This window comes from Acidovorax radicis, assembly GCF_020510705.1.
Classification (GTDB): Bacteria; Pseudomonadota; Gammaproteobacteria; order Burkholderiales; family Burkholderiaceae_C; genus Acidovorax; species Acidovorax radicis_A.
Map to the genome: position 1 here is coordinate 536380 of NZ_CP075184.1, position 24496 is coordinate 560875.

The 24496-nt window shown below is 66.8% G+C and carries 20 protein-coding genes; 12 read left to right on the plus strand and 8 right to left on the minus strand.

What is annotated here, in order from left to right:
- The first annotated feature begins 1 nt into the window (after position 1).
- The 6 genes from KI609_RS02430 (at position 2) to KI609_RS02455 (ending at position 6408) form a co-directional block, all read left to right on the plus strand.
- Positions 2-730 (plus strand): pirin family protein, encoded by a 729-nt coding sequence (locus tag KI609_RS02430; RefSeq protein WP_226446717.1) that lies wholly within the window; start codon positions 2-4, stop codon positions 728-730.
- Between the two features lie 122 nt (positions 731-852).
- A complete protein-coding gene (locus KI609_RS02435; RefSeq protein WP_226446719.1) occupies positions 853-1530 on the plus strand; it encodes a hydrolase in 678 nt (225 codons plus the stop codon).
- Between the two features lie 71 nt (positions 1531-1601).
- On the plus strand, positions 1602-2438 hold the full coding sequence (locus KI609_RS02440) for an alpha/beta fold hydrolase (RefSeq protein ID WP_226446721.1): 837 nt from the start codon (positions 1602-1604) through the stop codon (positions 2436-2438).
- Positions 2439-2442: 4 nt separating this feature from the next.
- Positions 2443-4344 carry an amidohydrolase gene (locus KI609_RS02445; RefSeq protein ID WP_226446723.1) on the plus strand — a complete coding sequence of 634 codons (1902 nt, stop codon included), beginning with the start codon at positions 2443-2445 and terminating at the stop codon, positions 4342-4344.
- A 5-nt stretch (positions 4345-4349) separates the two neighbouring features.
- A complete protein-coding gene (locus KI609_RS02450; RefSeq protein WP_413463411.1) occupies positions 4350-4754 on the plus strand; it encodes a DoxX family protein in 405 nt (134 codons plus the stop codon).
- Positions 4747-6408 carry an MFS transporter gene (locus KI609_RS02455; protein WP_226446725.1) on the plus strand — a complete coding sequence of 554 codons (1662 nt, stop codon included), beginning with the start codon at positions 4747-4749 and terminating at the stop codon, positions 6406-6408. Before KI609_RS02450 ends, KI609_RS02455 begins: the two co-directional genes overlap by 8 nt.
- Positions 6409-6502: 94 nt before the next feature.
- On the opposite strand, the gene KI609_RS02460 is transcribed toward KI609_RS02455, so the two are convergent.
- The gene (locus tag KI609_RS02460) at positions 6503-8599 is read right to left on the minus strand and encodes a molybdopterin-dependent oxidoreductase (RefSeq protein ID WP_226446727.1); all 2097 of its coding nucleotides are present in this window, start codon (positions 8597-8599) and stop codon (positions 6503-6505) included.
- Between the two features lie 161 nt (positions 8600-8760).
- Here KI609_RS02460 and KI609_RS02465 point away from each other — a divergent pair, with 161 nt between their 5' ends.
- Positions 8761-9909 (plus strand): ABC transporter substrate-binding protein, encoded by a 1149-nt coding sequence (locus KI609_RS02465; protein WP_226446730.1) that lies wholly within the window; start codon positions 8761-8763, stop codon positions 9907-9909.
- A 153-nt stretch (positions 9910-10062) separates the two neighbouring features.
- Here KI609_RS02465 and argE read toward each other — a convergent pair whose 3' ends face one another.
- Positions 10063-11220 (minus strand): acetylornithine deacetylase, encoded by a 1158-nt coding sequence (gene argE, locus KI609_RS02470; protein ID WP_226446732.1) that lies wholly within the window; start codon positions 11218-11220, stop codon positions 10063-10065.
- A gap of 77 nt (positions 11221-11297) precedes the next feature.
- Between argE and KI609_RS02475 the strand changes: the two genes are divergently transcribed.
- The 4 genes from KI609_RS02475 (at position 11298) to KI609_RS02490 (ending at position 16938) form a co-directional block, all read left to right on the plus strand.
- Positions 11298-12509, plus strand: a complete 1212-nt coding sequence (locus KI609_RS02475) for a M20 aminoacylase family protein (protein WP_226446734.1) — start codon at positions 11298-11300, stop codon at positions 12507-12509.
- 125 nt (positions 12510-12634) lie between these two features.
- Complete coding sequence (locus KI609_RS02480; RefSeq protein ID WP_226446736.1) at positions 12635-13732, plus strand: M14 family metallopeptidase; 1098 nt, start codon at positions 12635-12637, stop codon at positions 13730-13732.
- Between the two features lie 303 nt (positions 13733-14035).
- Entirely contained in the window at positions 14036-15079 is a 1044-nt protein-coding gene (locus tag KI609_RS02485) for a helix-turn-helix transcriptional regulator (RefSeq protein WP_226446738.1), read from the plus strand.
- Between the two features lie 188 nt (positions 15080-15267).
- Entirely contained in the window at positions 15268-16938 is a 1671-nt protein-coding gene (locus KI609_RS02490; RefSeq protein ID WP_226446740.1) for a tannase/feruloyl esterase family alpha/beta hydrolase, read from the plus strand.
- A 64-nt stretch (positions 16939-17002) separates the two neighbouring features.
- Here KI609_RS02490 and KI609_RS02495 read toward each other — a convergent pair whose 3' ends face one another.
- From KI609_RS02495 to KI609_RS02510, 4 genes are all read right to left on the minus strand, one after another.
- Positions 17003-18169 (minus strand): mandelate racemase/muconate lactonizing enzyme family protein, encoded by a 1167-nt coding sequence (locus KI609_RS02495; RefSeq protein ID WP_226446742.1) that lies wholly within the window; start codon positions 18167-18169, stop codon positions 17003-17005.
- A gap of 50 nt (positions 18170-18219) precedes the next feature.
- Positions 18220-18918 (minus strand): SDR family NAD(P)-dependent oxidoreductase, encoded by a 699-nt coding sequence (locus tag KI609_RS02500; protein WP_226446744.1) that lies wholly within the window; start codon positions 18916-18918, stop codon positions 18220-18222.
- Positions 18908-19882 carry a Bug family tripartite tricarboxylate transporter substrate binding protein gene (locus KI609_RS02505; protein ID WP_226446746.1) on the minus strand — a complete coding sequence of 325 codons (975 nt, stop codon included), beginning with the start codon at positions 19880-19882 and terminating at the stop codon, positions 18908-18910. Before KI609_RS02505 ends, KI609_RS02500 begins: the two co-directional genes overlap by 11 nt.
- 77 nt (positions 19883-19959) lie before the next feature.
- A complete protein-coding gene (locus KI609_RS02510; RefSeq protein ID WP_226446748.1) occupies positions 19960-20898 on the minus strand; it encodes a dihydrodipicolinate synthase family protein in 939 nt (312 codons plus the stop codon).
- Between the two features lie 123 nt (positions 20899-21021).
- Between KI609_RS02510 and KI609_RS02515 the strand changes: the two genes are divergently transcribed.
- Entirely contained in the window at positions 21022-21984 is a 963-nt protein-coding gene (locus tag KI609_RS02515) for a LysR family transcriptional regulator (protein WP_226446750.1), read from the plus strand.
- A 177-nt stretch (positions 21985-22161) separates the two neighbouring features.
- On the opposite strand, the gene KI609_RS02520 is transcribed toward KI609_RS02515, so the two are convergent.
- Both KI609_RS02520 and KI609_RS02525 read right to left on the minus strand, forming a co-directional pair.
- Complete coding sequence (locus tag KI609_RS02520) at positions 22162-22764, minus strand: DUF922 domain-containing Zn-dependent protease (RefSeq protein WP_226446762.1); 603 nt, start codon at positions 22762-22764, stop codon at positions 22162-22164.
- The gene (locus tag KI609_RS02525; RefSeq protein WP_413463367.1) at positions 22752-24368 is read right to left on the minus strand and encodes a wax ester/triacylglycerol synthase family O-acyltransferase; all 1617 of its coding nucleotides are present in this window, start codon (positions 24366-24368) and stop codon (positions 22752-22754) included. Before KI609_RS02525 ends, KI609_RS02520 begins: the two co-directional genes overlap by 13 nt.
- Between the last annotated feature and the right edge of the window lie 128 nt (positions 24369-24496).

A 24496-nucleotide genomic window follows, 5' to 3' on the forward strand; every position in this document is an offset into this window, starting at 1 on the left:
CATGCTCGACATCCGCAAAGCCCAACACCGCGGCAACGCCAACCACGGCTGGCTCCATTCGCGCCACACATTCTCCTTTGGCCACTACCACGACGCCAACCAGCAAGGCTTCTCCGACCTGCTGGTCATCAACGACGACCGCGTGGCCCCGGGCAAGGGCTTTGGCACCCACCCGCACCGCGACATGGAAATCTTCTCGTACGTGCTGGAAGGCGCGCTGGAGCACAAGGACTCCATGGGCACGGGCTCGGTCATCCGCCCCGGCGACGTGCAGATGATGAGCGCCGGCACCGGCGTGCGCCATAGCGAGTTCAACCACTCCAGCGACGAGCCCGTGCACTTCCTGCAGATCTGGATCGTGCCCGGTGTGCGCGGCGCCGCGCCCCGCTACCAGCAGGTGCACTTCAGCGAGGCCGACAAGCGCGGCCGCCTGCGCCAGATCATTTCGCCTGAAGGGGCTGACGGATCGCTGGCCGTGCACCAGGACGCCCGGGTCTATGCCGGCTTGTTCGACGGCAGCGAAGAGTCGGCCGATCTGGACGTGGGCTCGGGCCGCAACGTGTATGTGCACGTGGCCCGCGGCAGCCTGGAGGTGAACGGCGAGCGTCTGTCCGAAGGCGACGGCGCCCGCATCCGCGACGCCGGGGCCCTGCGCTTTGCCAACGGCGAAGGCGCCGAGGTGCTGGTGTTCGACCTGCGGCCCAACGAGCTGCCCACGATGCCGCACTGAGCGAACGAAGCGCCGTGCGGGAAAGGAGGCGGTGGGCGATGCCGCCCACCCCTGCCGAGCGGCCGGCCCGTCCACTTTCTGTCCTTCTTTTTTTCTCCATTTCAACTTTCAGGGAGCTCACCATGACCAACGCCAACACGACCACCGCCCGCCCCGTCGCCTACGCCAAGCCTGGCGCCACGCTGCTCAACGCCGACGACCACACCCTGGTCATGATCGACTTCCAGTCGCAGATGGCCTTTGCCACGCACTCCATCGATGCAATCACGCTGCGCTCCAACGCGGGCCTGGTGGCCAGCGCGGCCGCCGGGTTTGGCGTGGACACCATCCTCACCACCGTGGCCGAAAAGAGCTTTAGCGGACCCATGTTCGAGGAAGTGACTGCACCATTCCCCGGCCAGGCGCTGCTGGACCGCACCTCCATGAACACCTGGGAAGACGAGGCCGTGATCGCCCGGGTCAACGCCATCGGCAAGCCGCGCATCGTGCTGGCCGGTTTGTGGACAAGCGTCTGCATCGTGGGCCCGGCGCTGTCGGCGCTGGACCAGGGCTTCGAGGTGTATGTGATCGCCGACGCCAGCGGGGACATCTCGGAAGAAGCCCACCACCGCGCCATGGAACGCATGGTGCAGGCCGGTGCGCGGCCCATCACATCGCTGCAGTACCTGCTGGAGCTGCAGCGCGACTGGGCGCGCGGCGAGACGTATGACATGACGACGGGCATCGCCAAGAAGTTCGGCGGCGGCTATGGCCTGGGCATTACCTACGCCAAAACCATGTTCAACGCCCACGAAGGCTGATCGATCCCCACCCATCCCGACCCGTTCCACCCGCCAACCTACGCCCTCCAACACATCCAAGGAAACACACCATGAGCACCATCACCACCACTGACGGCACCACCCTTTTCTTCAAGGACTGGGGTCCCAAGGACGGCCAACCCATCATGTTCCACCACGGCTGGCCGTTGTCTTCGGACGATTGGGATGCACAAATGCTGTACTTCGCGCAGCGCGGCTTCCGCGTCGTGGCCCACGACCGGCGCGGACATGGGCGCTCAGCCCAGGTCAGCGAAGGCCATGACATGGACCACTACGCAGCCGACGCCTTCGCCGTGGCCGAGCACCTGGACCTGCGCAATGTGGTGCATGTGGGCCATTCCACGGGTGGCGGCGAGGTGGCGCGCTACGTGGCCCGCCATGGCCAGCCTGCAGGCCGCGTGGCCAAAGCGGTGCTGGTGGCAGCGGTGCCGCCCCTGATGCTCAAGACCGAGAGCAACCCCGAAGGCTTGCCGATGGAAGTGTTCGACGGCTTCCGCGCTGGCGTGGCCGGTAATCGGGCGCAAATGTTCTTGGACGTGCCCGCTGGACCGTTCTACGGCTTTAACCGGCCGGGCGTTACCGTGCACCAGGGCGTGATCCAGAACTGGTGGCGCCAGGGCATGATGGGCAGCGCCAAGGCGCACTACGACGGCGTCAAGGCGTTCTCGGAAACCGACCAGACCGAGGACCTGAAGGCCATCACCGTGCCCACGCTCGTCCTGCATGGTGACGACGACCAGATCGTGCCCATCGCCGATGCCGCCTTGAAGGCCGTTAAGCTGCTCAAGAACGGCACGCTCAAGGTGTACAAAGGCTACTCGCACGGCATGCTCACGGTGAATGCCGACGAGCTGAACGCCGACATCCTGGCTTTCATCAAGGGCTGACGCCATGCACGTTGCACCCACCACCCCCGACCTGATCCTGCACAACGGCCGCTTCACCACGCTGGGCCGTGCCAACCCCATGGCCAGTGCGGTCACCATTGCGCAAGGGCGCTTTACCAAAGTCGGTGGCGACCGTGAGGTGATGGCGCTGGCCGGCCCACAGACGCGGGTCATCGACCTGGGCGGGCGCAGCGTGTTGCCGGGGCTCATCGACAACCATCTGCACATCATCCGCGGCGGCCTCAACTTCAATATGGAGCTGCGGTGGGACGGGGTGCGCAGCCTGGCCGACGCCATGGCCATGCTCAAAGCGCAGGTAGCCGTGACGCCCGCGCCGCAGTGGGTGCGCGTGGTGGGCGGCTTCACCGAACACCAGTTTGCGGAAAAGCGCCTGCCCACGCTGGCGGAGCTGAACGCCGTGGCGCCCGACACGCCCGTGTTCATCCTGCATTTGTACGACCGCGCGCTGCTCAACGGCGCCGCGCTGCGCGCCGTGGGCTATGGCAAGGACACGCCCGCGCCGCCCGGCGGCGAGATCGTGCGCGACAGCGCGGGCAACCCCACGGGCCTGCTGCTGGCCAAGCCCAATGCGGCCATCCTGTATGCCACGCTGGCCAAGGGCCCCAAGCTGCCGCACGACTACCAGGTCAACTCCACGCGCCACTTCATGCGCGAGCTCAACCGCCTGGGCGTGACCGGCGCCATCGACGCGGGCGGCGGCATGCAGAACTACCCGGATGACTACGACGTGATCCAGGAGCTGGCCGATGCCGACCAGCTCACCATTCGCCTGGCCTACAACCTGTTCACGCAAAAGCCCCAGCACGAGAAGGAGGACTTCCTGAACTGGACGGCCACCTCGCAGTACAAGCAGGGCACGGACTACTTTCGCCACAACGGCGCGGGCGAGATGCTGGTGTTCTCCGCCGCCGACTTCGAGGACTTCCGCCAGCCCCAGCCCGAGCTCGCGCCCGGCATGGAAGGCGAGCTGGAAGAGGTGGTGCGCATCCTCGCGCAGAACCGCTGGCCCTGGCGCATGCACGCCACCTACGACGAGACCATCGAGCGCGCGCTCAACGTGTTTGAAAAGGTCAACCAGGACACACCGCTGGCCGGCCTGAACTGGTTCTTCGACCACGCCGAGACCATTTCGGAAAAGTCCATCGACCGCATCGCCGCCCTGGGCGGCGGCGTGGCCGTGCAGCACCGCATGGCCTACCAGGGCGAGTACTTCGTCGAGCGCTACGGTGCTGCGGCGGCCGAGGCCACGCCCCCGGTCAAGCGCATGCTGGCAAAGGGCGTCAATGTGTCCGCCGGCACCGACGCCACCCGCGTGGCCAGCTACAACCCCTGGGTGTCGCTGTCCTGGCTCGTCACCGGCAAGACGGTGGGCGGCCTGCAGCTTACGCCGCAACGCAACTGCCTCACCCGCGACCAGGCCCTGCGCATGTGGACCGAGAACGTTACCTGGTTCAGCAACGAGCAGGGCAAGAAGGGCCGCATCGAGGCGGGCCAGCTGGCCGACCTCGTCGTGCCTGACCGCGACTTCTTTGCCTGCCCCGAGTCCGACATCGCCGACACCACGGCCCTGCTCACCGTGGTGGGCGGCAAGGTGGTCTATGGCGTGGGCGACTTCGCGCGCTTTGACGACGCAGCCCCGCCGCCCGCCATGCCCGACTGGTCGCCCGTGCGCACCTTCGGCGGCTACGGCGCCTGGGGTGCCCAGGGAGGGGCGGACGGCGCGCCGCTGCAGGCCGTGCTGCGCAACGCGGCGGCGAACTGCGGCTGTGCGAGCAACTGTAACCTGCACGGCCACGCCCATGCCACGGCCTGGAGCAGCAAGCTCCCCGTGTCCGACCTGCAGGGCTTTTGGGGTGCGCTCGGCTGCGCCTGCTGGGCGGTGTGACGGTGTTGCACGCATTGCAAAACGCCGCCACCGCTCCCTGGGTGCAGACGCTGGCGCTGCTGTGCCTGTGCGCCGCCTACCTGCAGGGCGGCATCGGCAAGGCCCGCGACTTTGCGGGTGCCGTGGCCGAGGTGCGCTCGCTCGGCCTGGCGCCCGCGGCGCCCATCGCCGCCGCCACGCTGGTGCTGCAGCTTTCGGCCTCGGCGCTCATCCTGTCGGGCTGGTACCGCTGGCTGGGGGCGCTGGCCCTGGCGGGCTTCACTGTGCTCGCCGCCTTGCTGGCAGACCGCTTCTGGGCCGCGCCGCCCGCCGATCGACAGCGCAGCGCCAACGCATTTTTTGAACATTGGGGCCTGGTGGGCGGCATGCTGCTCGTCGCCTGGCACGACCTCGGAGGCCACCATGTCTGATCACAATCCAACCGAACCCGACACCACCACCGTACCGGGCAGCTTTGCGCCGCTGGCCATTCCCGTCTTTGCGGTGCTGTGGGCCGCCACGGTGCTGGGCAACATCGGCAGCTTCATGCGCGACGTGGCCAGCGCCTGGATGGTGACCGAGCTCTCGTCCAGCCCCACGGCGGTCGCGCTGATCCAGACCGCCGCCACGTTGCCGGTCTTTCTGCTTGCCATCCCTGCGGGCGTGCTGTCGGACATCCTGGACCGCCGCCGCTTCCTCATCGGCGTGCAGGTGCTGCTGGCGGCCGTCAGCGGAACGCTGCTCATCCTGGCCAACACCCACACGCTGACGCTGGAGTGGCTGGTGGCCCTGACCTTTGTGGGCGGTATCGGTGCCGCGCTCATGGGCCCCACCTGGCAGTCCATCGTGCCCGAGCTGGTGCCGCGCAGCGAGCTCAGGAGCGCCGTGGCGCTCAACTCGCTGGGCATCAACATCGCACGCGCCATCGGCCCGGCGGCGGGCGGCCTGCTGCTGGCCAGCTTCGGCGCGGCCATGGCCTACGGCCTGGACGTGCTGAGCTATGTGTTCGTGATCGCCGCGCTGCTGTGGTGGAAGCGCCCCAAGGCCGAGGCGTCGGGCCTGAACGAGCAGTTCTTCGGCGCCTTCCGTGCCGGTGTGCGCTACGCCCGTGCCAGCCGCGAGCTGCATGTGGTGCTGCTGCGCGCAGCCGTGTTCTTCCTGTTCGCCAGCTCCGTCTGGGCGCTGCTGCCGCTGGTGGCGCGCCGCATGCTGGGCGGCTCGGCAGGCTTTTACGGCGTGATGCTGGGCGCCGTGGGCGCGGGCGCCATTTTGGGCGCCGTGCTGCTGCCCCGCTTGCGCCAGCGGCTCGACACCGACGGGCTGGTGCTGCTGGCCTCGCTGCTCACCGCCGCCGTCATGGGCGTGCTGACCGTGGCCCCGCCCCAGTGGGCCGCCGTGGCGCTGATGCTGGTGCTGGGCCTGGGCTGGATCATCGCGCTGACCACCCTCAACGGCGTGGCCCAGGCCGTGCTACCCAACTGGGTGCGCGGCCGGGGCCTGGCCATCTACCTCATGGTCTTCAACGGTGCGATGGCAGCCGGCAGCCTGGGCTGGGGCCTCATCGCAGGGCAGGCCGGCTTGCCGGTCACGCTGCTGATGGGCGCGGCCGGGCTGGTGGTGGCGTCGCTCATCTTTCACCGCGTGAAGCTGCCCACCGGCGAGGCCGACCTGCAGCCCTCCAACCACTGGCCCGAGCCCCTGCTGGCCGAGCCCGTGGCGCACGACCGAGGCCCGGTGATGGTGCAGATCGAATACCGCATCGCCAAGCCCGACCTGCCCGCCTTCCTGCAGGCCATGCAGCACCTGTCCCAAGAGCGGCGCCGCGATGGCGCCTACGCCTGGGGCGTGGCGGAGCACACGGATGAATCCGGCCGGGTCATCGAGTGGTTCCTGGTCGAATCGTGGGCCGAGCATCTGCGCCAGCACCACCGCGTGTCCAAGGCCGATGCCGACCTGCAAGCGGAGGCGCTGCGTTTCCATGTCGGGCCGGAGCGGCCGGTGGTGTACCACTTTCTGGCACTGACGCCAGGGCATGCGGGCGAAGAGGGCGCAGCCCCGTCAACGAAGGCTTCGTACGCACACTGATGGGTGTTTTTAGTGAAATTGGCCTCTGGTGCTTATTGAATAAGCGCTAGCAGCTATCAAATTGATATCGTCTTGGTTGCGCGGGTGAATGCGATCAGGCAGATGCCAGCGTCGGTGTTTCCACCGCGCTGGCTTCTACCTCCACCAGGCAGTCATAAAACGTCGGCGCGCGGCCCAGGTCCGTGAGGGCCTGGCTGGTGACCTCGTTCACGTTGGTGCCGCCCAGCCCCAGCTTGCGCCACCAGATGCCCAGGCCATTCACAACCCCGGGCCGTGCGCGGCGCGAGACGGTGGCGTGGCACAGGTAGCTGCCCCGGTCGTTGAACACGCGCACCACGGCGTCGTTGGCGATGCCGCGCGCCTCGGCGTCGTCGGGGTGGATCTCCAGCACCGGGCGGCCTTCGATGGTGCGCAGGCTTTGCACGTTGACGAAGGTGGAATTGAGGAAGTTGCGCGCGGGCGGGGAGATCATGGCCAGCGGGTAGCGTGCGTCGGTGCCCTGCAGCTCGTGGTTGGGCAGGTGGTCGGGCAGTCCGTCCAGGCCTTGCGCGGCCAGGCGGGCACTGTAGAACTCGCATTGGCCTGATGGCGTGGGGAAGTTGCCCTCGGCAAACGGCGCATCGGGCAAAGCCAGCGTGGCAAAGCCTTGCGATTCCAGCAGTGCGTAGTCCACCGCGTCGCCAAAAGCCTGGCGGCACAGCGCTTCGTCGCTGTCGGCAAAGCAGGGCTCGGTGAAGCCCATGCGCGCGGCCAGGTCGCGAAAAATTTGCGCATTGCTGCGGGCCTCGCCCAGCGGCGCAATGGCGGGGCGGTTGAGCAGCACGTCGGTGTGGCCGTAGGAGAGGTGCACGTCCCAGTGCTCCAGCTGCGTGGTGGCGGGCAGGATGTAGTCGGCGTAGTCCGCCGTGTCGGTCTTGAAGTGCTCCAGCACCACGGTGAACAGATCCTCGCGCGCAAAGCCCTGCACCACCTTGCTGGAGTCGGGCGCCACGGCCACGGGGTTGCTGTTGTAGACCACGATGGCCTCCACCTTGGGGCCGAAGCCGGGCGATGTCTCGCGCAGCAGGTCGTCGCCAATGGTGACCATGTTGATGGTGCGCGGTGTCTTGGCGGGCATCAGGTCGGGCCGCTGCAGCACCGCGCGCTGCGCCGGGAACTGGCCCGAGCTGGACAGCAGCACGCCGCCCGCGCGGTGGCGCCACGCGCCCGTGAGTGCAGGCAGGCAGGCCACGGCGCGCACCGCGTTGCCGCCGCCGCGCACGCGCTGCATGCCGTAGTTCAGGCGAATCGCGGCGGGCTGGGTGGTGCCGTAGTCCTTGGCCAGCTGGCGGATCTGCTCCACCGGAATGCCGCAGACCTCGGCCGCGCGCTCGGGCGGCCATTGCAGGGCGCGCTCGCGCAGCTGGTCCCAGCCCAGCGTGTGGCGGGCGATGTAGTCGTGGTCCAGCCAATCGTGGGTGATCAGCTCGTGCATCAGCGCCAGGGCCAGCGCGGCGTCGGTGCCGGGGCGCAGCTGGATGTGCTCGTGGCACTTGTCGGCGGTTTCGGTTTTGCGCGGGTCGATGCACACCAGCCTGGCGCCGTTCCTCTTGGCCTGCTGCGCATAGCGCCAGAAGTGCAGGTTGCTGCCGATGGAGTTGCTGCCCCAGATCAGGATGAGCTGCGATTCGGCGAAGAACTCCATCTTCATGCCCACCTTGCCGCCCAGTGTTTGCGTCAGGGCCTCGGCGCCGGCCGAGGCGCAGATGGTGCGGTCGAGCTGCGAGGCGCCGAGCTGGTGGAAGAAGCGCCGGTCCATGCTCTCGCCCTGCACCATGCCCATGGTGCCCGCGTAGCTGTAGGGCAGGATGGCCTCGGGCGCGCGCGCGGCGATGGATTGCAGGCGCTGCGCGATGTCGGCCAGGGCTTCGTCCCAACTGACCGGGGTGAACTGTCCGCTGCCTTTGGCCCCGGTGCGCTTGAGCGGGGTGAGCACACGCTCTGCGTGGTAGCTGCGCTCGGTGTACTTGCTCACCTTGGCGCACAGCACGCCGTCGGTGTGCCCATGGTCGGAGTTGCCTTGCACGCGGGTGGCCACACCGTTCTCCACCGTGGTGAGCAGGGCGCAGGTGTCCGGGCAGTCGTGCGGGCAGGCGCCACGCACCAGAATCGACGCGGTTGCAGGGGAATTAACGGCTGAAGTCATCGGCATGGGGCAGGTTCGTTAAACTGCAAGGGGGTTGGAAATGGCGTGCATATGTCGCACAGGTGACTTTGTCGTGCACTCCGTTGCACTGTATTCTGGCGAGCCACATGGCCGCAGTCTCCGGCAGCAGCAACCCCGCAGTGTTTGACTAGAGCAGGGATTTCACCATGAAGCAAATGGCATTGGGGCGCAGGCAGTTTTCTATCGGGCTGGGCGCCGCGGCATTGGGGGGCTTTCACACCGCCCGCGCGCAAAGCGAAGGCCGCATCGTGCTGGGCCAGTCGGCGGCTCTCACGGGCCTGGCCGCACAACTGGGGGGGCAACTCAATCTGGGCGCCAAGCTGTGTTTTGATCAGCTCAATGCCCAGGGCGGTGTGGGCCGGCGGATGATCGAGATCCGCTCGATGGACGACGGCTACGAGCCAGACCGTTGTGCCGAGAACACCCGCAAGCTGATCGCCGATGACGTGTTTGCGTTGTTCGGTTACATCGGCACACCCACCAGCCTGGCAGCGCTGCCGCTCTTCACCCAGGCCAAGGTGCCATTTTTTGCACCGTTCAGCGGGGCAGAGGCCCTGCGCCAGCCGTTTAACCGCCTTATCTTTCATGCGCGCGCGTCTTATTACGACGAGACGGCGCTCATCGTGCGGCAGCTCACCAACCTGGGGCTCAAGAAGATCGGCGTGTTCTATCAGAACGATGCCTACGGCAAGGCGGGGCTCGATGGCGTGACCAAGGCGCTTGCCGACCTCAAGCTCGTGCCAGTGGCCACGGCCACGGTGGAGCGCAACTCCACAGACGTGAAGGCGGCCGTGGACAAGCTGGTGGCCGCGAAGCCCGAAGCGGTGGTGCAGATATCGGCCTACGCGGCCAGCGCGGCCTTTGTGCGCGCGGCGCGCAAAGCGGGCTACGGCGGCACGTTCTATAACGTGTCATTTGTGGGCACGCAGGCGCTGGCCGATGAGCTGGGCAAGGACGGGGCGGGCGTGGTGGTGTCGCAGGTGATGCCTTCGCCTTATCAGCCGTCGCGCCAGATCACGCGCGAGTTTCTTGAGGCCATCAAGAAGGGCGGCGACAAGGTGCAACCCAACTACTCCAGCATGGAAGGCTATGTGGCCGCGCGCCTGTTTGTCGAAGGCCTGCGCCAGGCCCACGCCAGCGGCAAGGTCACGCGCGAGAGTTTGATTGCCGGCACCGAATCCATCGGCACCCAGGCCATCTCGGGGTTTGCCGTGGCACTCAGCGCCACCAACCATGCGGCATCGAAGTTTGTCGAGATGTCCATGCTGACCGGGGACGGGCGGGTCAGGACCTGACCGAGCGTGTCAGCCACCCCCTGAGTCGCTTCGCGCCTTCCCCTGGGGGCGCCCCGGTGGCCTGGCAAAGCCCGTTCCACGGTGGCACTGGTCTGGGCCGCGCCCCGTGCCGTTCTCGCGCCCCTTGCGTTGCTCTGACACGATTGCTGTGAGTCAGCCGAACGACTTGGTGCGCGCCAGCCCCTGCATGAACGCCTCGCACCGGCCCAGCTGTTCCAGGCTTACGTACTCGTCGGGCTGGTGGGCCTGCTGGATGCTGCCCGGGCCGCACACCACGGTGGAGATGCCCGCGTTCTTGAACAGCCCCGCCTCGGTGCCAAAGGCCACCAGCGTGGTGCTTTTTTCGCCCGATAGCTCTTGCGCCAGCCGCGTCACCGGGTCGTCCTTGCTGCCCAGAAAGCTCGGGATCTCGCAAATCGTCTCGAACTCGAAGCCCGCTGCGGGCGCCACCTTCTTCATGGCGGGCTCCAGCGACTTGGCGTAAGCCACCACCTCGGACTGCATCTGCGCGGCGTTGGCCGTGGGCAGGTCGCGGAACTCGTAGCGGAACTCGGCGTCGCGCGGCACCACGTTGTCGGCAATGCCGCCGTGGAACTGGCCCACGCTGGTGGTGGAGAAGGGCACGTCAAAGCCCTCAAAGCGGGGCTCGTTCTTTTCAAAGTCTTCCGCCATGTCGCGCACCCGGCCCACCACGCGGGCGGCCATCTCGATGGCGTTGACCGAATGCGGCGTGAGGGACGAGTGCGCCTCTTTGCCGCGCACGCAGCACTTGTAGCGGTACACACCCTTGTGCGCGATGGCCGGGATCATGCTGGTGGGCTCGCCCACGATGCAGGCCAGGGGGCGGATGTTGGCGTCGCGCAGGTCGGCGATGAGTTCCTTCACGCCAAAGCAGCCAATCTCTTCCTCGTAGCTGAATGCCAGATGGACCGCAAAAGGCGCGTCGCTGTTCAGGAACTGCTCTGCGTGCGAGACAGCGATGCCGATGAAGGCCTTCATGTCGGCACTGCCGCGCCCGTAGAGCCTGCCGTCTTTCACAAGGGCGCTCAGCGGGTCCATGCTCCAGTCCTGCCCGTCCCACGGCACCGTGTCGGTGTGGCCCGAGAGGATCACGCCAGCGGGCTTGCTCTCGCCCAGCGTGGCAAACAGGTTGGCCTTGGTCTTGTCCTCGTTGAAGGTCAACCGGCTTTTGACGCCCAGCTTGGCCAAGTGGTCGCGGATGAAATGGATCAGCTCCAGGTTGGAGTGGTGGCTGACGGTGTTCATGCGCACCAGGGTTTGCGCAAGTTCGAGGGCGTGGGCAGAAATCATGGGGTGGCTAGCGAATAACCCGGGTTGGCACGTGAGTTGCTGTCGGACTAGACTGTGAGATCGTAAGGACACATATCATGAACGTTATTGACTCCATCGTCACCCAGGCGGCCAGTATTGCAGCGGTGCGCCGGGACATTCACGCCCACCCCGAGCTGTGCTTCGAAGAGGTGCGCACCGCCGACGTGGTGGCGCAAAAGCTCACCGAGTGGGGCATTCCCATCCACCGGGGGCTGGGCAAGACGGGGGTGGTGGGCATCGTGAAGGGGCGCGACGGTGGCGCCAGCGGCCGCGCGATTGGCCTGCGTGCTGACATGGACGCCCTGCCCATGCAGGAGTTCAACACCTTCGCCCACGCCAGCCAGCACCAGGGCAAGATGCACGCCTGCGGCCATGACGGCCACGTGGCCATGCTGCTGGCGGCGGCGCAGCACTTTGCCAAGCACCGCAACTTTGACGGCACCGTGTACCTGATCTTCCAGCCCGCCGAAGAGGGCGGCGGCGGTGCCCGCGTGATGATCGAAGACGGTCTGTTCGAGCAGTTCCCCATGCAGGCCGTGTACGGCATGCACAACTGGCCCGGCATGCCCGTGGGCACCTTTGCCGTGAGCCCCGGCCCGGTGATGGCATCGACCAGCGAGTTCAAGATCACCATCCGTGGCAAGGGCGGCCATGCGGCGCTGCCGCACACCGGCATCGACCCGGTGCCAATCGCCTGCGGCATGGTGCAGACCTTCCAGACCATCATCAGCCGCAACAAGAAGCCGGTGGATGCGGGCGTGATCTCGGTCACCATGATCCATGCGGGCGAGGCCACCAACGTGGTGCCCGACAGCGTCGAGCTGCAGGGCACGGTGCGTACCTTCACCGTGGAAGTGCTGGACCTGATTGAAAAACGCATGCGCCAGGTGGCCGAGCACACCTGCGCTGCACACGATGCCACCTACGAATTCGAGTTCGTGCGCAACTACCCGCCTACCGTCAACTCGCCCGCCGAGGCGGAGTTTGCGCGCAAGGTCATGGCCACCATCGTGGGGGAAGAGCGTGTGCTGGTTCAGGAACCCACCATGGGCGCTGAAGACTTTGCCTACATGCTGCAGGCCAAGCCCGGTGCCTATTGCTTCATCGCCAACGGTGACGGCGCCCACCGCGAAATGGGCCACGGCGGCGGCCCCTGCATGCTGCACAACCCCAGCTACGACTTCAACGACGACCTGATCCCGCTGGGCGCAACGTACTGGGTCAAGCTGGCAGAGGAATGGCTGGCCCAGCCCGCCAAAGCGGCGTGAAGCTGCCATGAAGCTGTCCTGACGCGGCTTGAAGCGGCATTGACCCAACCGCCACCCGGGCGCGTGCAGAGCGCGCGCCCGGGTTTTCTTTTTGTCTTCCCCACTGACTCCTGAAAGCCACGCCCATGACCGGAATCGTTGAAGCCTTCTCGCCCAGCTACGCGCAGGCCCGCAAGAAGTTTCTGGAGGCGGCTGCGGCTGCGAGCCTGCCCATCGAATCGCACGCCCACCCGCTCAAAGGCCGCGACGGCGAAGACCTGGCCATGGACGTGGTGCGAGACGGCCCGGCGGATGCGAAGAAGCTGCTCATCGTGAGCAGCGCCTGTCACGGCGTCGAGGGCTACTGCGGCAGCGGCGTGCAGGTGTTTGCGTTGCACGATGCCGAGTGGCGCGCCAAGGCGCACGATGCCGGTGTAGCCACGCTCTACATCCACGCACTGAACCCGTATGGCTTCTCGCATGTGCGCCGCTTCACGCACGAGAACGTGGACCTGAACCGCAACTTCCAGGACTTCAGCAAGCCCCTGCCCGTGAACACCGCCTACCGCGAGGTGCAGCCCCTGCTGCTGCCCGAGCAGTGGCCACCCGGCCCCGAGAACCAGGCAGCGGTGGCGGAGTACATCGCTACCAAGGGCGAGGCCGCGTGGCAGGCCGCCATCTCGCAAGGCCAGCACGAGTTTCCGCAAGGCGTGTTCTTTGGCGGCACCGAGCCCACCTGGAGCAACCGCACGCTGCGCCAGGTGCTGCGCCAGCACGGCGCGGGTGCGTCCCACATCGCCTGGATCGACCTGCACACGGGCCTGGGCCCCAGTGGGCTGGGGGAGCGCATCTACGCGGGCAATGACAACGCCGTGGCCGTGGCCCGCGCGCGCGCCTGGTGGGACGGCGGCGGCGCCACGCCGGTCACCTCCATCTACGACGGCTCGTCCACCTCGGCCTTTCTCACCGGCCTGATGTGGACCTCGATCTACGACGAATGCCCCCATGCCGAGTACACCGGCATCGCCATGGAGTACGGCACCGTGCCTGTGCTCGATGTGATGAACGCCATCCGTGCCGAGCAGTGGCTCCACCTGCACCCGGACTCGCCTGCTGACAAGGCCGCGCAGATCAAGGCACAAATGCTGGCGGCCTTCTACACCGACACGGACGCATGGAAGGGCCAGATCATCAGCCAGGCACGGCAGTCGATGTTCCAGGCGGTGGATGGTCTGGCTGCCTGATTTTTGAATGAAATAGGCCGCTGGCGCTTGTATGTAAAGCGCTGATAGCTATAAAAATCATAGTATCTGAGCGTTTCGCCGTACAGGTGAGACGCCCTCCTTCAGAGCCCGGCCCATGCGAAGTCGCCAGCTTCGCGTTGCCGGGCCGATTTGTTTTTGCGGCGATGGGTGGCGCAGCGCGCCTGCACAACGCTTTTGCACGACGCTCCTGCACGCGGGCCGCCGGCCCGCTACCATCCGCAAAAAATCAGGAGACAACACCATGGCCTTTGCCAACAGCGCGCGCATGCGGGTGCAACCCCCATGCCGATGACCGCTGCGCCCCGTCGTGCGGCCCTTGGCGCTGCCATGCCCGTGCGCGGCGTCGCGGTGCCCGCCGCAGACCCTGTGCGCACCCTCAGCCGCGGCCTGCTCCAGCTGGCGGCCCTGGCGCACGGCACACCGCCGCAGCATCTGCTGCAGCAGGCGTTGGTGGCGCTGCAAGGCCTGGTGCCCTTCGATGCCGCGTGGTGGGGCGAGGTCTCTGCGGGCGATGTGCAGGCAGGCCCGCGCAACTGGCTGCACGGCAGCATCGGGCTGAGCCAGGACTTTGCGAAGGAATGGAACGCCCTGGCCGCTGTCGATGAGTTCGCACGGCGGTCCATGGATCGCCTGGGTGAGGTGATCCGCGAGCGCGACGTGATCGACGGCCCGCCCGAAGACCCGCGCATCGTGGCATTTGCCGAGCGGCATGGCCTGCACCACTGCATGGCGTTGACGGCGGAACTGCCGCACAGCGGCTTGCTGTTCTTTGTCTCCATCTACCGGCCGCGCAGTCGCCCTGAGTTCAGCGATGCCGAAACCGTGCTGTTCGGCGAATTCGTTGCGCACCTGCTGCAGCACTGGCACCACCTGCTGCAGCGGCTGCAAAGCGATTCGCCCAGCCGGCCATGGGACGGCTTCGCACTGGCCCAGTCGTCGGGCGAGCTGCTGTTTGCCGGCCTGCGCATCAGCCTCGCTCTGGGTGACGCTTGTCCCGGATGGGCCGGTCCACACCTTCCTGCCGCTGTGGCGCAGGCGATCACGCGTGCGCCCTGCACCCTGGCGGTGGGCAAGGCCGTGCGGCTGCGGCTGGAACCCTGCGGGCCGCTGGTGGCCATCAGCATGGCATCGCGCCAGCACAAGCCGACCCTGGCACCGCGTGAGCTGAGTGCCGCCATGCTGTACGCACACGGCCATTCCCACAAGGACATCGCCGCGTCGCTGGGCCTCACGCCCGCCACGGTGCGCACGTACCTGCGCACCGCCTACGCGGCGCTCGGCGTGAGCAACAAGCTGGAGCTGGTGGCGGCACTGCGCCGCGCCTGACGGCACCCGCCATGCGGGCGGCCAGCGCTGGCGCGTCTGGCCCCCTCCCGCACACCGACGCGGTCCGCCCCTTGGTGCTTTCCCGCTCCCTCTGCATTTGCAGAGGCTGCTAACGCGTCTCCTTTTCCTATCGTTCCGGCTGGAGCCACCGGGCTCCCAAAGAACTTTCACAACAAGGAGACTTGCGCATGTTCCCCACCCGCAGCCTGGCCCACCCGGGCGCAGCCGAACGATCCTCCAGGGCCCCGTCCTTGGCCCCCGCTCCCTTCATCATCTGCAGCCCGCGCCGCTGGGCCTGGCCCCTTGCGGGTGTGGGCACCGCGCTGGCACTCGCCGCCTGTGGCGGCGGCAACGATGGCAGCGCGCCGCCGCTGGCCGCCAAGCCCCTGGCCGAAGCCTGCGCCGCCTACACCTCCAGTGCCCTGCCGCATGGCGCCAAGGTCACCCGCACCGAGCTGCGCAAGGCCGACGCCACGCTGCCCGATGCCTGCATCGTGCGCGGGCAGATCGTCTCGTCGCCCGAGTCCACCATCAACTGGGCGGTGGAGCTGCCCACGCTGGCGCAGTGGAACGGCAAGACGCTGACCATTGGCGGTGGCGGCTTCGACGGCTTCATACCCACCGACGACCCGTGGTACCAGCAGCTGGTGGGCCCGTCGGCCAACCCGTACGTGAAGATCAGCTCCGACTCTGGCCACCAGGTGCGCGGCTTTGCCTGGGGCAAGAGCGATGTGGCGCTGCGCAACCATGCGTTCGACGCCAACCATTTCGCGCTGGAGGTCGGCACCGCCATCGCCACCGAGTTCTACGGCAAGCGCCCCATGCGGCGCTACCACATGGGCCACTCCAATGGCGGGCGGTCGGGGCTCATCTCCACGCAGAAGTATCCCAAGGACTACGACGGCGTGGTGGCCATGGAGCCCGCCATCAGCCAGCAGGCGCACCAGGTCAACCTGGGGCCCACGGTGCTGCGCCACATCTTCAAGAGCCGCGACAACTGGCTCAGCCCCGCCAAGATCGCGCTGTATGCCAAGGCCGAGACGGCGGCGTGTGATGGCCTCGATGGCCTGAAGGACGGCATCATCGGCAACATCGAGGCGTGCAACTACGTGTCCACCGAGCTGCTGTGCCAGGGTGCGGACAACGACAGCTGCCTCAAGGCTGGCCAGATCGAATCCATCCGCCTCATCTACAGCGACCACAAGACACCCGTGACCCTGTCGCGCGGTGCCGTGGGCTACCCCCGCTACGGTCGGGGCGGCTCGTCCACCTCGGACTGGCAGTCGTACATGTTCGGCACCAGCTTTGAGGCCCCCGATTCGTTCAACCACATGGCCGTGACGGAAGCCGCGCGCCTGGTGGAGGGCAACCCCAACGCCAACATCCTGAGCCACGACCCCACGCAGTACCAGGCGCAGTACGCGCGGCTGGCCGAGATGATCGATGGCACGGACCCGGACCTCTCCGCCTTTGCCGACAACGGCGGCAAGCTGCTGATCTGGTACGGCCTGGGCGACACCTGCGTGTCGCTGTACCGCACGGCAGACTACTTCGACACCGTCAAGCAGCGCCTGGGCGCCAGCAAGGTGCAGGGCTTTGCGCGCATGCTCACCTCGCCCTCCAACGGGCATGACCTGGACGGCGCAGGCACCGAGCCGCGCTCCATCGACCTGCTGGCCGCCATGGACGCCTGGGTGGAAAAGGGCACGGCGCCCGACAAGCTGGTGGCCACGAAGTTTGCCCCCGGCACCAGCACACCCGTGGCCCAGCGCCCGGTGTGCGAGTACCCCAAGTTCCCGCGCTACAACGGCACAGACGATCCGGCCAAGGCCGAGAGCTTTACCTGCTCTGCGACCTGAGCGCGGTGCTGGATGCAAAAAGGCACGCCACTGGGCGTGCCTTTTTTTTGCGTCCAGTCGTCCGTCAGGATGCCAGCGCGCGCATCTCCGCGATCAGGTCCGATTTGCCCTCAAAGCCGATGCCCGGCAGCGGCGGCAGCGTGACGTAGCCGTTCTCGACCTTCACGCCATCGGGGAAGCCACCGTAGGGCTGGAACAGGTCGGGGTAGCTCTCGTTGCCGCCCAGGCCCAGGCCCGCCGCAATGGCCAGCGACATCTGGTGGCCGCCGTGCGGAATGCAGCGGCTGGGGGACCAGCCGTATTCCTTGAGCATGTCGAGCGTGCGCAGGTACTCCACCAGGCCGTAGCTCAGCGCGCAGTCAAACTGCAGCCAGTCGCGGTCCTTGTGCATGCCGCCGTGGCGGATCAGGTTGCGCGCGTCCTGCATCGAGAACAGGTTCTCGCCCGTGGCCATCGGGCCCTTGTAGACCTCGCCGAGCTTGGCTTGCAGCTCATAGTCCAGCGGGTCGCCGGCCTCCTCGTACCAGAACAGCGGGTACTGCGACAGCGCCTTGCCGTACTCAATGGCGGTGTGCAGGTCGAACCGGCCGTTGGCGTCCACCGCCAGCTGCTGGCCCGGGCCCAGGATCTTCAGCACCGACTCGATGCGCTCGCAGTCCTCGGCCAGCGTAGCGCCGCCGATCTTCATCTTGACCACCGAATAGCCGCGCGCCAGGTAGCTTTCCATTTCCTTCTTGAGGCCATCCAAGCCCTTGCCAGGGTAGTAGTAGCCGCCGGCGGCATAGACGAACACGCGCGGGTTGGGCGTGCCGTTGCCGTAGCGCTCGGCCAGCAGCTGGAACAGCGGCTTGCCTGCGATCTTGGTAGTGGCGTCCCACACGGCCATGTCAATGGTGCCCACGGCCACCGAGCGCTCTCCATGGCCGCCGGGCTTCTCGTTGATCATCATGCGCGCCCAGACCTTGTGCGGGTCGAGGTTCTCGCCGGTGGCGTCGAGCAGGCTGCCGGACTCGGCTTCCAGCACGCGCGGGATGAAGCGGTCGCGCATCAGTGCGCCCTGGCCGTAGCGGCCGTTGGAGTTGAAGCCGTAGCCGATCACGGGCTTGCCGTCCCGGATGACGTCGGTGACGACGGCCACGAGGCTCAGCGTCATCTTCGAGAAGTCGATGTAGGCGTTGCGGATGTCCGACTTGATCGGGCGGGTCGATTCGAGGATGTTGACGATCTTCATGGTGGTCGCGTTCTCTGGCAAAGAGGAGAAGAGGGCGGAAGAAGGAAATATCAGCGGGCGAGCGAAGAGCCCCCGCAGATGGCGATGTCCTGCCCCGTGATGGCGGCGGCAGGGTCGGACAAAAGAAAACCCACCAGCGCGGCAATCTCGGCGGGCTCGATCAGGCGGCCGATGGGTGGCAGGCGCGGCGCGCTGCCCTGGCGGGCCGGGTCGCTCAGCATGCCGGTGGCGGTGGCGGCGGGCGAGACCACATTCACCGTCACGCCTTGCGCTGCCACCTCGGCGGCCCAGCTGCGTGCCAGTGCGGTCAGCGCGGCCTTGGTCGCGGCATACTGCCCGCGCCCCGCCATGCCCTGCGCCACGCGGCTGCCGATGAACACCACACGCCCCTGGCCGCGCTGGGCCATGCCGGGCACGATGGCATCGGCCAAACGGGTGGCGGCATCGACATGCAGGCGCCACATCAGTTCGCCGCCCGCATGGTCGAGCTGGCCCAAGGGCCCGACGCGCAGGGCACCGGCGGCATGCACAAGGGCGTCCACGGCAGGCAAGGCGTCAGCCACGCGGGCAATGTCAGCGCCATCGGCCAGGTTCACCGGCACATGCGCGAAAGCCGGGTGAACGATGGAGGCCTGGGCCACATCCAGTCCGCTGACCTGCCAGCCGGCGCCGAGCAGCGCCTCGGCAATCGCCCGGCCGATACCGCTGCTGCTGCCGGTAACGACGGCGTGGCGGGCATCACTCGACACGGATGTTCCCTTCGGTCACGATCTTCTGCGAGCGCTCCATGTCGCTGTGCTGGAACTTCGCAAAGTCCTCCACGCTGCCCGGTGTGGTCAGCAGCCCTTGTTCCTTGAGCTTGGGGCCCATCTCGGCCAACGCCTTGTTCACCTCGGTATTCAGGCGCTGCGTGATGTCTGCAGGCAGCTTGGCCGGGCCCCACAGGCCGTACCAGCTATAGAACTCGTAGCCCGGGATCGTTTCTGCCACGGTGGGCACATCCGGCAGGCTGGCGGCGCGCTGGGCCGAGGTGACGGCCACCACGCGCAGCATGCCGCTCTTGTGGTACTGCAACGAGCCCAGGATGGGGTCAATGAACCCATCGATCTGCCCGCCGATCAGATCCTGAAAAGCCGGCGCCGTGCCCTTGTACGGCACGATGAGGTAGTCGAGGTTGCCCGCGCGTTTGAGGAGTTCGGTCGAAAGGTGGCCGGCCGAGCCGATGGAGCCCACGGCGAATGTCATCTTGCCCGGGTTGGCCTTGGCGTAGGCCAGCAGCGACTTGATATCGGTAACGGGCAGTTTCTTGTTGATGGCCACCGACAGCGGCGCTTTGGCTACCAGTGCGACGGGCGCGAAATCCTTGTTCACGCTGTAGGGCACGGCCTTCATGGTCATGGGTGCTGTCGTGAACGTGGAGGCATTGAACAGCAGCGTGTAGCCATCTGCCGGGGCCTTGGCCACCGTGTCACCGCCGATCACCCCGTTGCCGCCGGGTTTGTTCTCCACAATGAAGTTTTGCCCCATCTGCTCGCCCAGCTTCTGGGCCAGCATGCGGCCCACGGTGTCCAGCGTGCCACCTGGGGGAAAGGGGATCACGACCCGCACCGGCTTGCTGGGGTAGGACTGCGCAAAGCCGCTGGCCGCCATGGCGAGCGTGGCGGCGCCGAAAGCGGTGCGAAGGACGGCGCGGATGAAATGTTTGCGTTGCATGGTGTCTTGTCTCCTGTCGGGTTGTTATGAGAACTCCAGGCGCGGGGGGGCTCAAAACCCCGCTTTGTGCGCGCCGCTCAGCGTTTGAGAAGCCCCGCCTGCTTGACGGCCGCGCGCAGCGCCTCGACTTCCTTGGCGTTGGGCGCCTCGGTGGGTGGGCGCACGGTGGCGTCGTCGATCACGCCAGCCAGGTACATGCCACCCTTCATGCGGGCATGGGCCTCGCCGGTGGGCTCGCCGCCGCCATACACCGCGTCTTTCAGTGGGGTGATGAGGGCTTGCACGGCCATGGATTTCTTCAGATCGCCCGCCTTGACGGCGTTCCACAGGTCGATGATGAGTTGGGGAATGAACGTGGCAAAGCCCACCAACGCGCCGTCCACGCCCTGCACCATGGAGGCGAGCAGGTATTCGTCGTGGCAGGTCAGGATGGCCTTGGAGGCATCGGCCTCGCGGATCGCCTGGATGTCGCGGGCGTACTTGTTCATGTCGCGCTGGCCCACCTTGAAGGCCTGCAGGTACGGCAACCGGGCCAGGTCGGCCAGCAACTGTGAAGAGTACGAGGCGCGTGTCCACGCGGGGTAGACGTGGCACACCAGGTCGGCATTGGGCGCGGCTTGGTGGATCGCTTCAAAATACTGCAGCGCGTGGCCAGGCGTGAAGCCAAAGCGCAGCCAGTGGTGGGGCGGCATCACATCCAGCGCCACTGCCCCTGCCGCCACAGCAGCACGGGCGTGCTCGGCCGCGTCGGCCAGGCCTTCGCAGACGATCGATGAAATCACCGGCATGCGACCCTTGAGCTCGTCGGCCACGATGCGCGTAACCTCGGCCCGTTCGATCGGTGTAAGCGAGAAGACTTCACCCGTGTGGCCGTTGGTCATGATGGCGACCACGCCCTCGTGGCCCGCCAGCCAGGCGGCGAGCTTGCGCAGCGCGGGCTCGTCGATGCGGTGGTCGGGGGTGAAGGGGCAGGAAATGGCGGGGATGATCCCGCGATAATTCGAGATGGCAGGCATGCTTTTGTCTCCGTGATGCAAGAGCGTTTGAACAACGGGGTGGATCATTTCCTGCGGGGCGCCTGCCGTCCAATACCCGAATCGCATACATCTATCTAACTGGTCTTGAACCGAACGGAGCGCATGGGACCCGGCAACCGACCCCTGGACCTGGAATGGCTGGAGGATTTCCTCGCTCTGGCCGAGACCGGCAATTTTTCGCGTGCGGCCGAGGCCCGCGCCATCGCCCAACCCGCCTTCAGCCGCCACATCCGGGCGCTGGAAGACTGGGTGGGTGTGGAGCTTTTCGACCGCAGCGCGCACCCGGCGGCGCTCACCCCCGCCGGACTGCGGTTCCTGCCGCTGCTGGAAGGCGTGCTGGCCAATCTTGAGGCCGCACGCATCAAGGCCCGCGCAGCGCACGACCTGGCAGCCGCCAGCCTGCGTTTTGCGGCCACGCATGTGTTGTCGCTCACCTTCTTTCCGCGCTGGCTGGTGGGCATGGAAGCGCGGCTGAGGCTGGGGCCTATCCAGACCATGTCGGACAGCTCACAGGCCTGTGAAGATCTCATGCTGCAGCGCCGCGTGCAGTTTGTGCTGTGCCACGGTCATGCCGATGTGCCCGGGCGGCTGGACGAAGCGCAGTACCCCATGCTGCGGCTGGCCGATGACATGCTGTTGCCCGTCAGCGCGCCTGATCCGGCTGGCGCTGCAGGTGCCCCGCTGCATGCTTTGGGGCAGCAAGGCGCTGTCCCTGGGCTGACCTACAGCGAGGCCTCGGGCCTGGGGCGCATCATGCGGGCCCGCATGCGCGGTGTGTTGGCGGAAGGTGCCGACTCGGCAGCGCCTGGCGGGGTGGCCGTGGTGTTCACGGCGCACCACGCCGTGTTGCTCAAGACCATGGCGCAAGAAGGCCGGGGTGTGGCGTGGCTGCCGCAGAGCCTCATTGCCGACGAGCTGCGTGCGGGCACGCTGGTGGCGGCGGGAGACGGCCGCTGGAATGTGCCTGTGCAGATCCGCCTGTATCGGCAGCGTGCCGAGATGTCGCCTGTGGCCGAGTCATTGTGGGCGCTTTCGATACTTCAAGCAGGGCAGGCCGTCGTGTAACGCGTCGAAAGACGCAGATCGAAGTGGCCCAGGTTCACCGCCCTGGGCTGCTCAGTACCCGCTGGTTCGCCGTGTCGGCGGCCCACGCGCCAGAAGAAGAGGCCGCCATCGGACCGGATGGACCGGTCCTTGATGCAGGTTGCTGGCATGGCGTGCTGCCGTCAGGCACAGAGGGCGTCAATCCAGCCTGGCCCCTTGCGTGGCACCGTGGCCGGTGTGCTGGTCATACTGTCTTTCGCGTTCCATGTAGTCACGCAACACGCGGTGGCCCAGCGCGTTGGCTTCGCGCTCCAGCGTGGCGCAGTCGGGCGCGGCGGGCGATTCTGCGATGCCCCGGTCGATGGCGTGCGCCGCATCGCGCCCGAACTGCGCATGGCCTTGCTCGTGGTGGGACAAGGCGTGCAGATACCGGTCGAACGTTGCCTGCTGCGCCGGGCTGGCTCCTTGTAGCTGGGGCAGTTGCACCTCGGTGCGCAGCCGGGTGGTGACCTCGGTGATCGCACAGCGGCCCGAGGCCTCGCGCCACCAGCGGAACGTCCAGCGCACGTTCCAGCGGGTGTAGCCATGAAAGCGCTCCCCGTCCACGGTGATGGGGGTGGCGGCCCGGAGGGCCTGGCGCAGGGTTTGGCCTGGCTGGGCATGCACCACGTAGGGCCGCTGGATGCTCTCTTCCTCTACCGCTGCGTGCGCTGCCCCTGCGGAGACAAACACGGTCACCATCCATGCCAGGTGGGTGGGCGACCGGAGCACCGACGGTTTGGATGCGATCAGTCGCCCCATGGCAGCATCAGCGCGAGCAACGAAAGCTGGTCGAACTCAGGCGCAAAGGCATCGATGATCTGCTGTGGCTCGGGACATAACGTCGTGTCGGTGATCACCCCAAACTGCACGCCCCCGCCATAGCTCAGGATGGAGACGCCCAGACCAATGTCGCCCGACTGCGGCACCCAGAACATGCACTGTGTCACGCGCGAGCCGCAGAGCGTGAGCGGCTCCTTGGGCCCGGGCACATTGGTCATCACGGCCGTGGTTTTGCGGCCAAACAGGTTGAGCAGGGCATCCTGCGCGGGCTTGATCATCAGGCCCGCCACGGCCAGCATCGCAAATGCCAGGACGGGTTGGGTGCTGCCCTTGAGCGCATTCATGCGTTTGCGTATTTCGTACACGCGCTCGACGGGGTTGGCCACACCAATGGGCAGTACCAGCGGCACCAGGCCAAAGTGATTGCCGAGTTTCCAGGACTCCTCCATGGGCCGCAGGTTCACCGGAATCATGGCGCGGATCTCCTGGCCCACCGTATCGTCACCCTGGCTGCGCAGATAACCGCCCAGGGCGCCCGCCACGCAAGACAAAAGCACATCGTTGATGGAGCAGTTGAGCGCCTTGCCAATGGCCTTGACATCGTCCAGCGCAATAGGTGGACACCAGGCCACCCGTTTGGCGCGGCCCGGTTGGCCTTTCAGCCGCGTGGGCGAGTCGTCGGGCATCAGCGCCAGGGCCGCCGCGTCACTTACCAGCTGGTAGGCCGCGCGCGCCATGTCCATCGTGCCCGCCACGCCATGGTGCATGGCCTTCTCCGGGTCTCCCAGCATTTGCAGTGACTTGGCGGCTCCGTGACCGGCAAGGTCCAGCGCCTTCACGGTCAGACCCGTGAGGGGCCGTATCAAAGCGTCGGCAATCCAGTCTTCGGCGGACGCGGCCTCCCTGGATGCCTTGCGCTGGCGTTTGGGGGGCTCGGCGCCGCCGTCCACGAGCGACATGGTGACGGATATCAATGCGATACCGTCGGCAATGCAGTGATGGATGCGCACGATGAGTGCGCTGCCTGGCTGACCGTCGTCGCCCACAAAGTCCTCGATCAGGTGCATCTGCCACAGGGCGCGACGCGGGTCCAGCGGCTGCATGGAGAGTTCACCCACGCGCTCTTGCAGCGCGCGCTGCATGCTGTGCCCCCTTTTGTGTGGGAGCTTCTCGCGCACCACATGGGCGGTGATATCAAAGTGGCGGTCCTCGACCCAGGTGGCCCCCGCAGCGTCCTCCACCACCCGCTGGTGAAAGCGGGGGTACTGCAGCAAGCGCTGCTGCACACGTTCGCACAGAGCTTGCCATCCAATGCCGGGCGAGAGTGTCCATACGCCGTTGATCATCATCAGGTTGTGCGGCGAGTCCATGCGCAGCCATGCCGTGTCGACCTTGCTCATGCGCTCCCCGGACAAGCCCAGCATGCCTGTGGCGGCGCGGCGAACGTTTTTTTGCACCATCGTTGCGGCTTTGCGGGCTCCCGGGCGCAGCGGTGGCGCACTCGGCGAGCCCTGGGCCGGGAGGGCAGGCGTTGGGCGCGGGCGGGGAGAGGGGCTTGGGGCTGCTGTTGTGCGGGTCACCATCAGATGTAAACCTGTTGTGGTTGTTTTTGGAGCTTTTCCTCTACGGATTGCGCTGCCTGTCACGGCGCACAGCCCGTAAGATACAACGCAGCAATCCTTTGCCGACACCGTTCTTTCCCTCCCCTTTC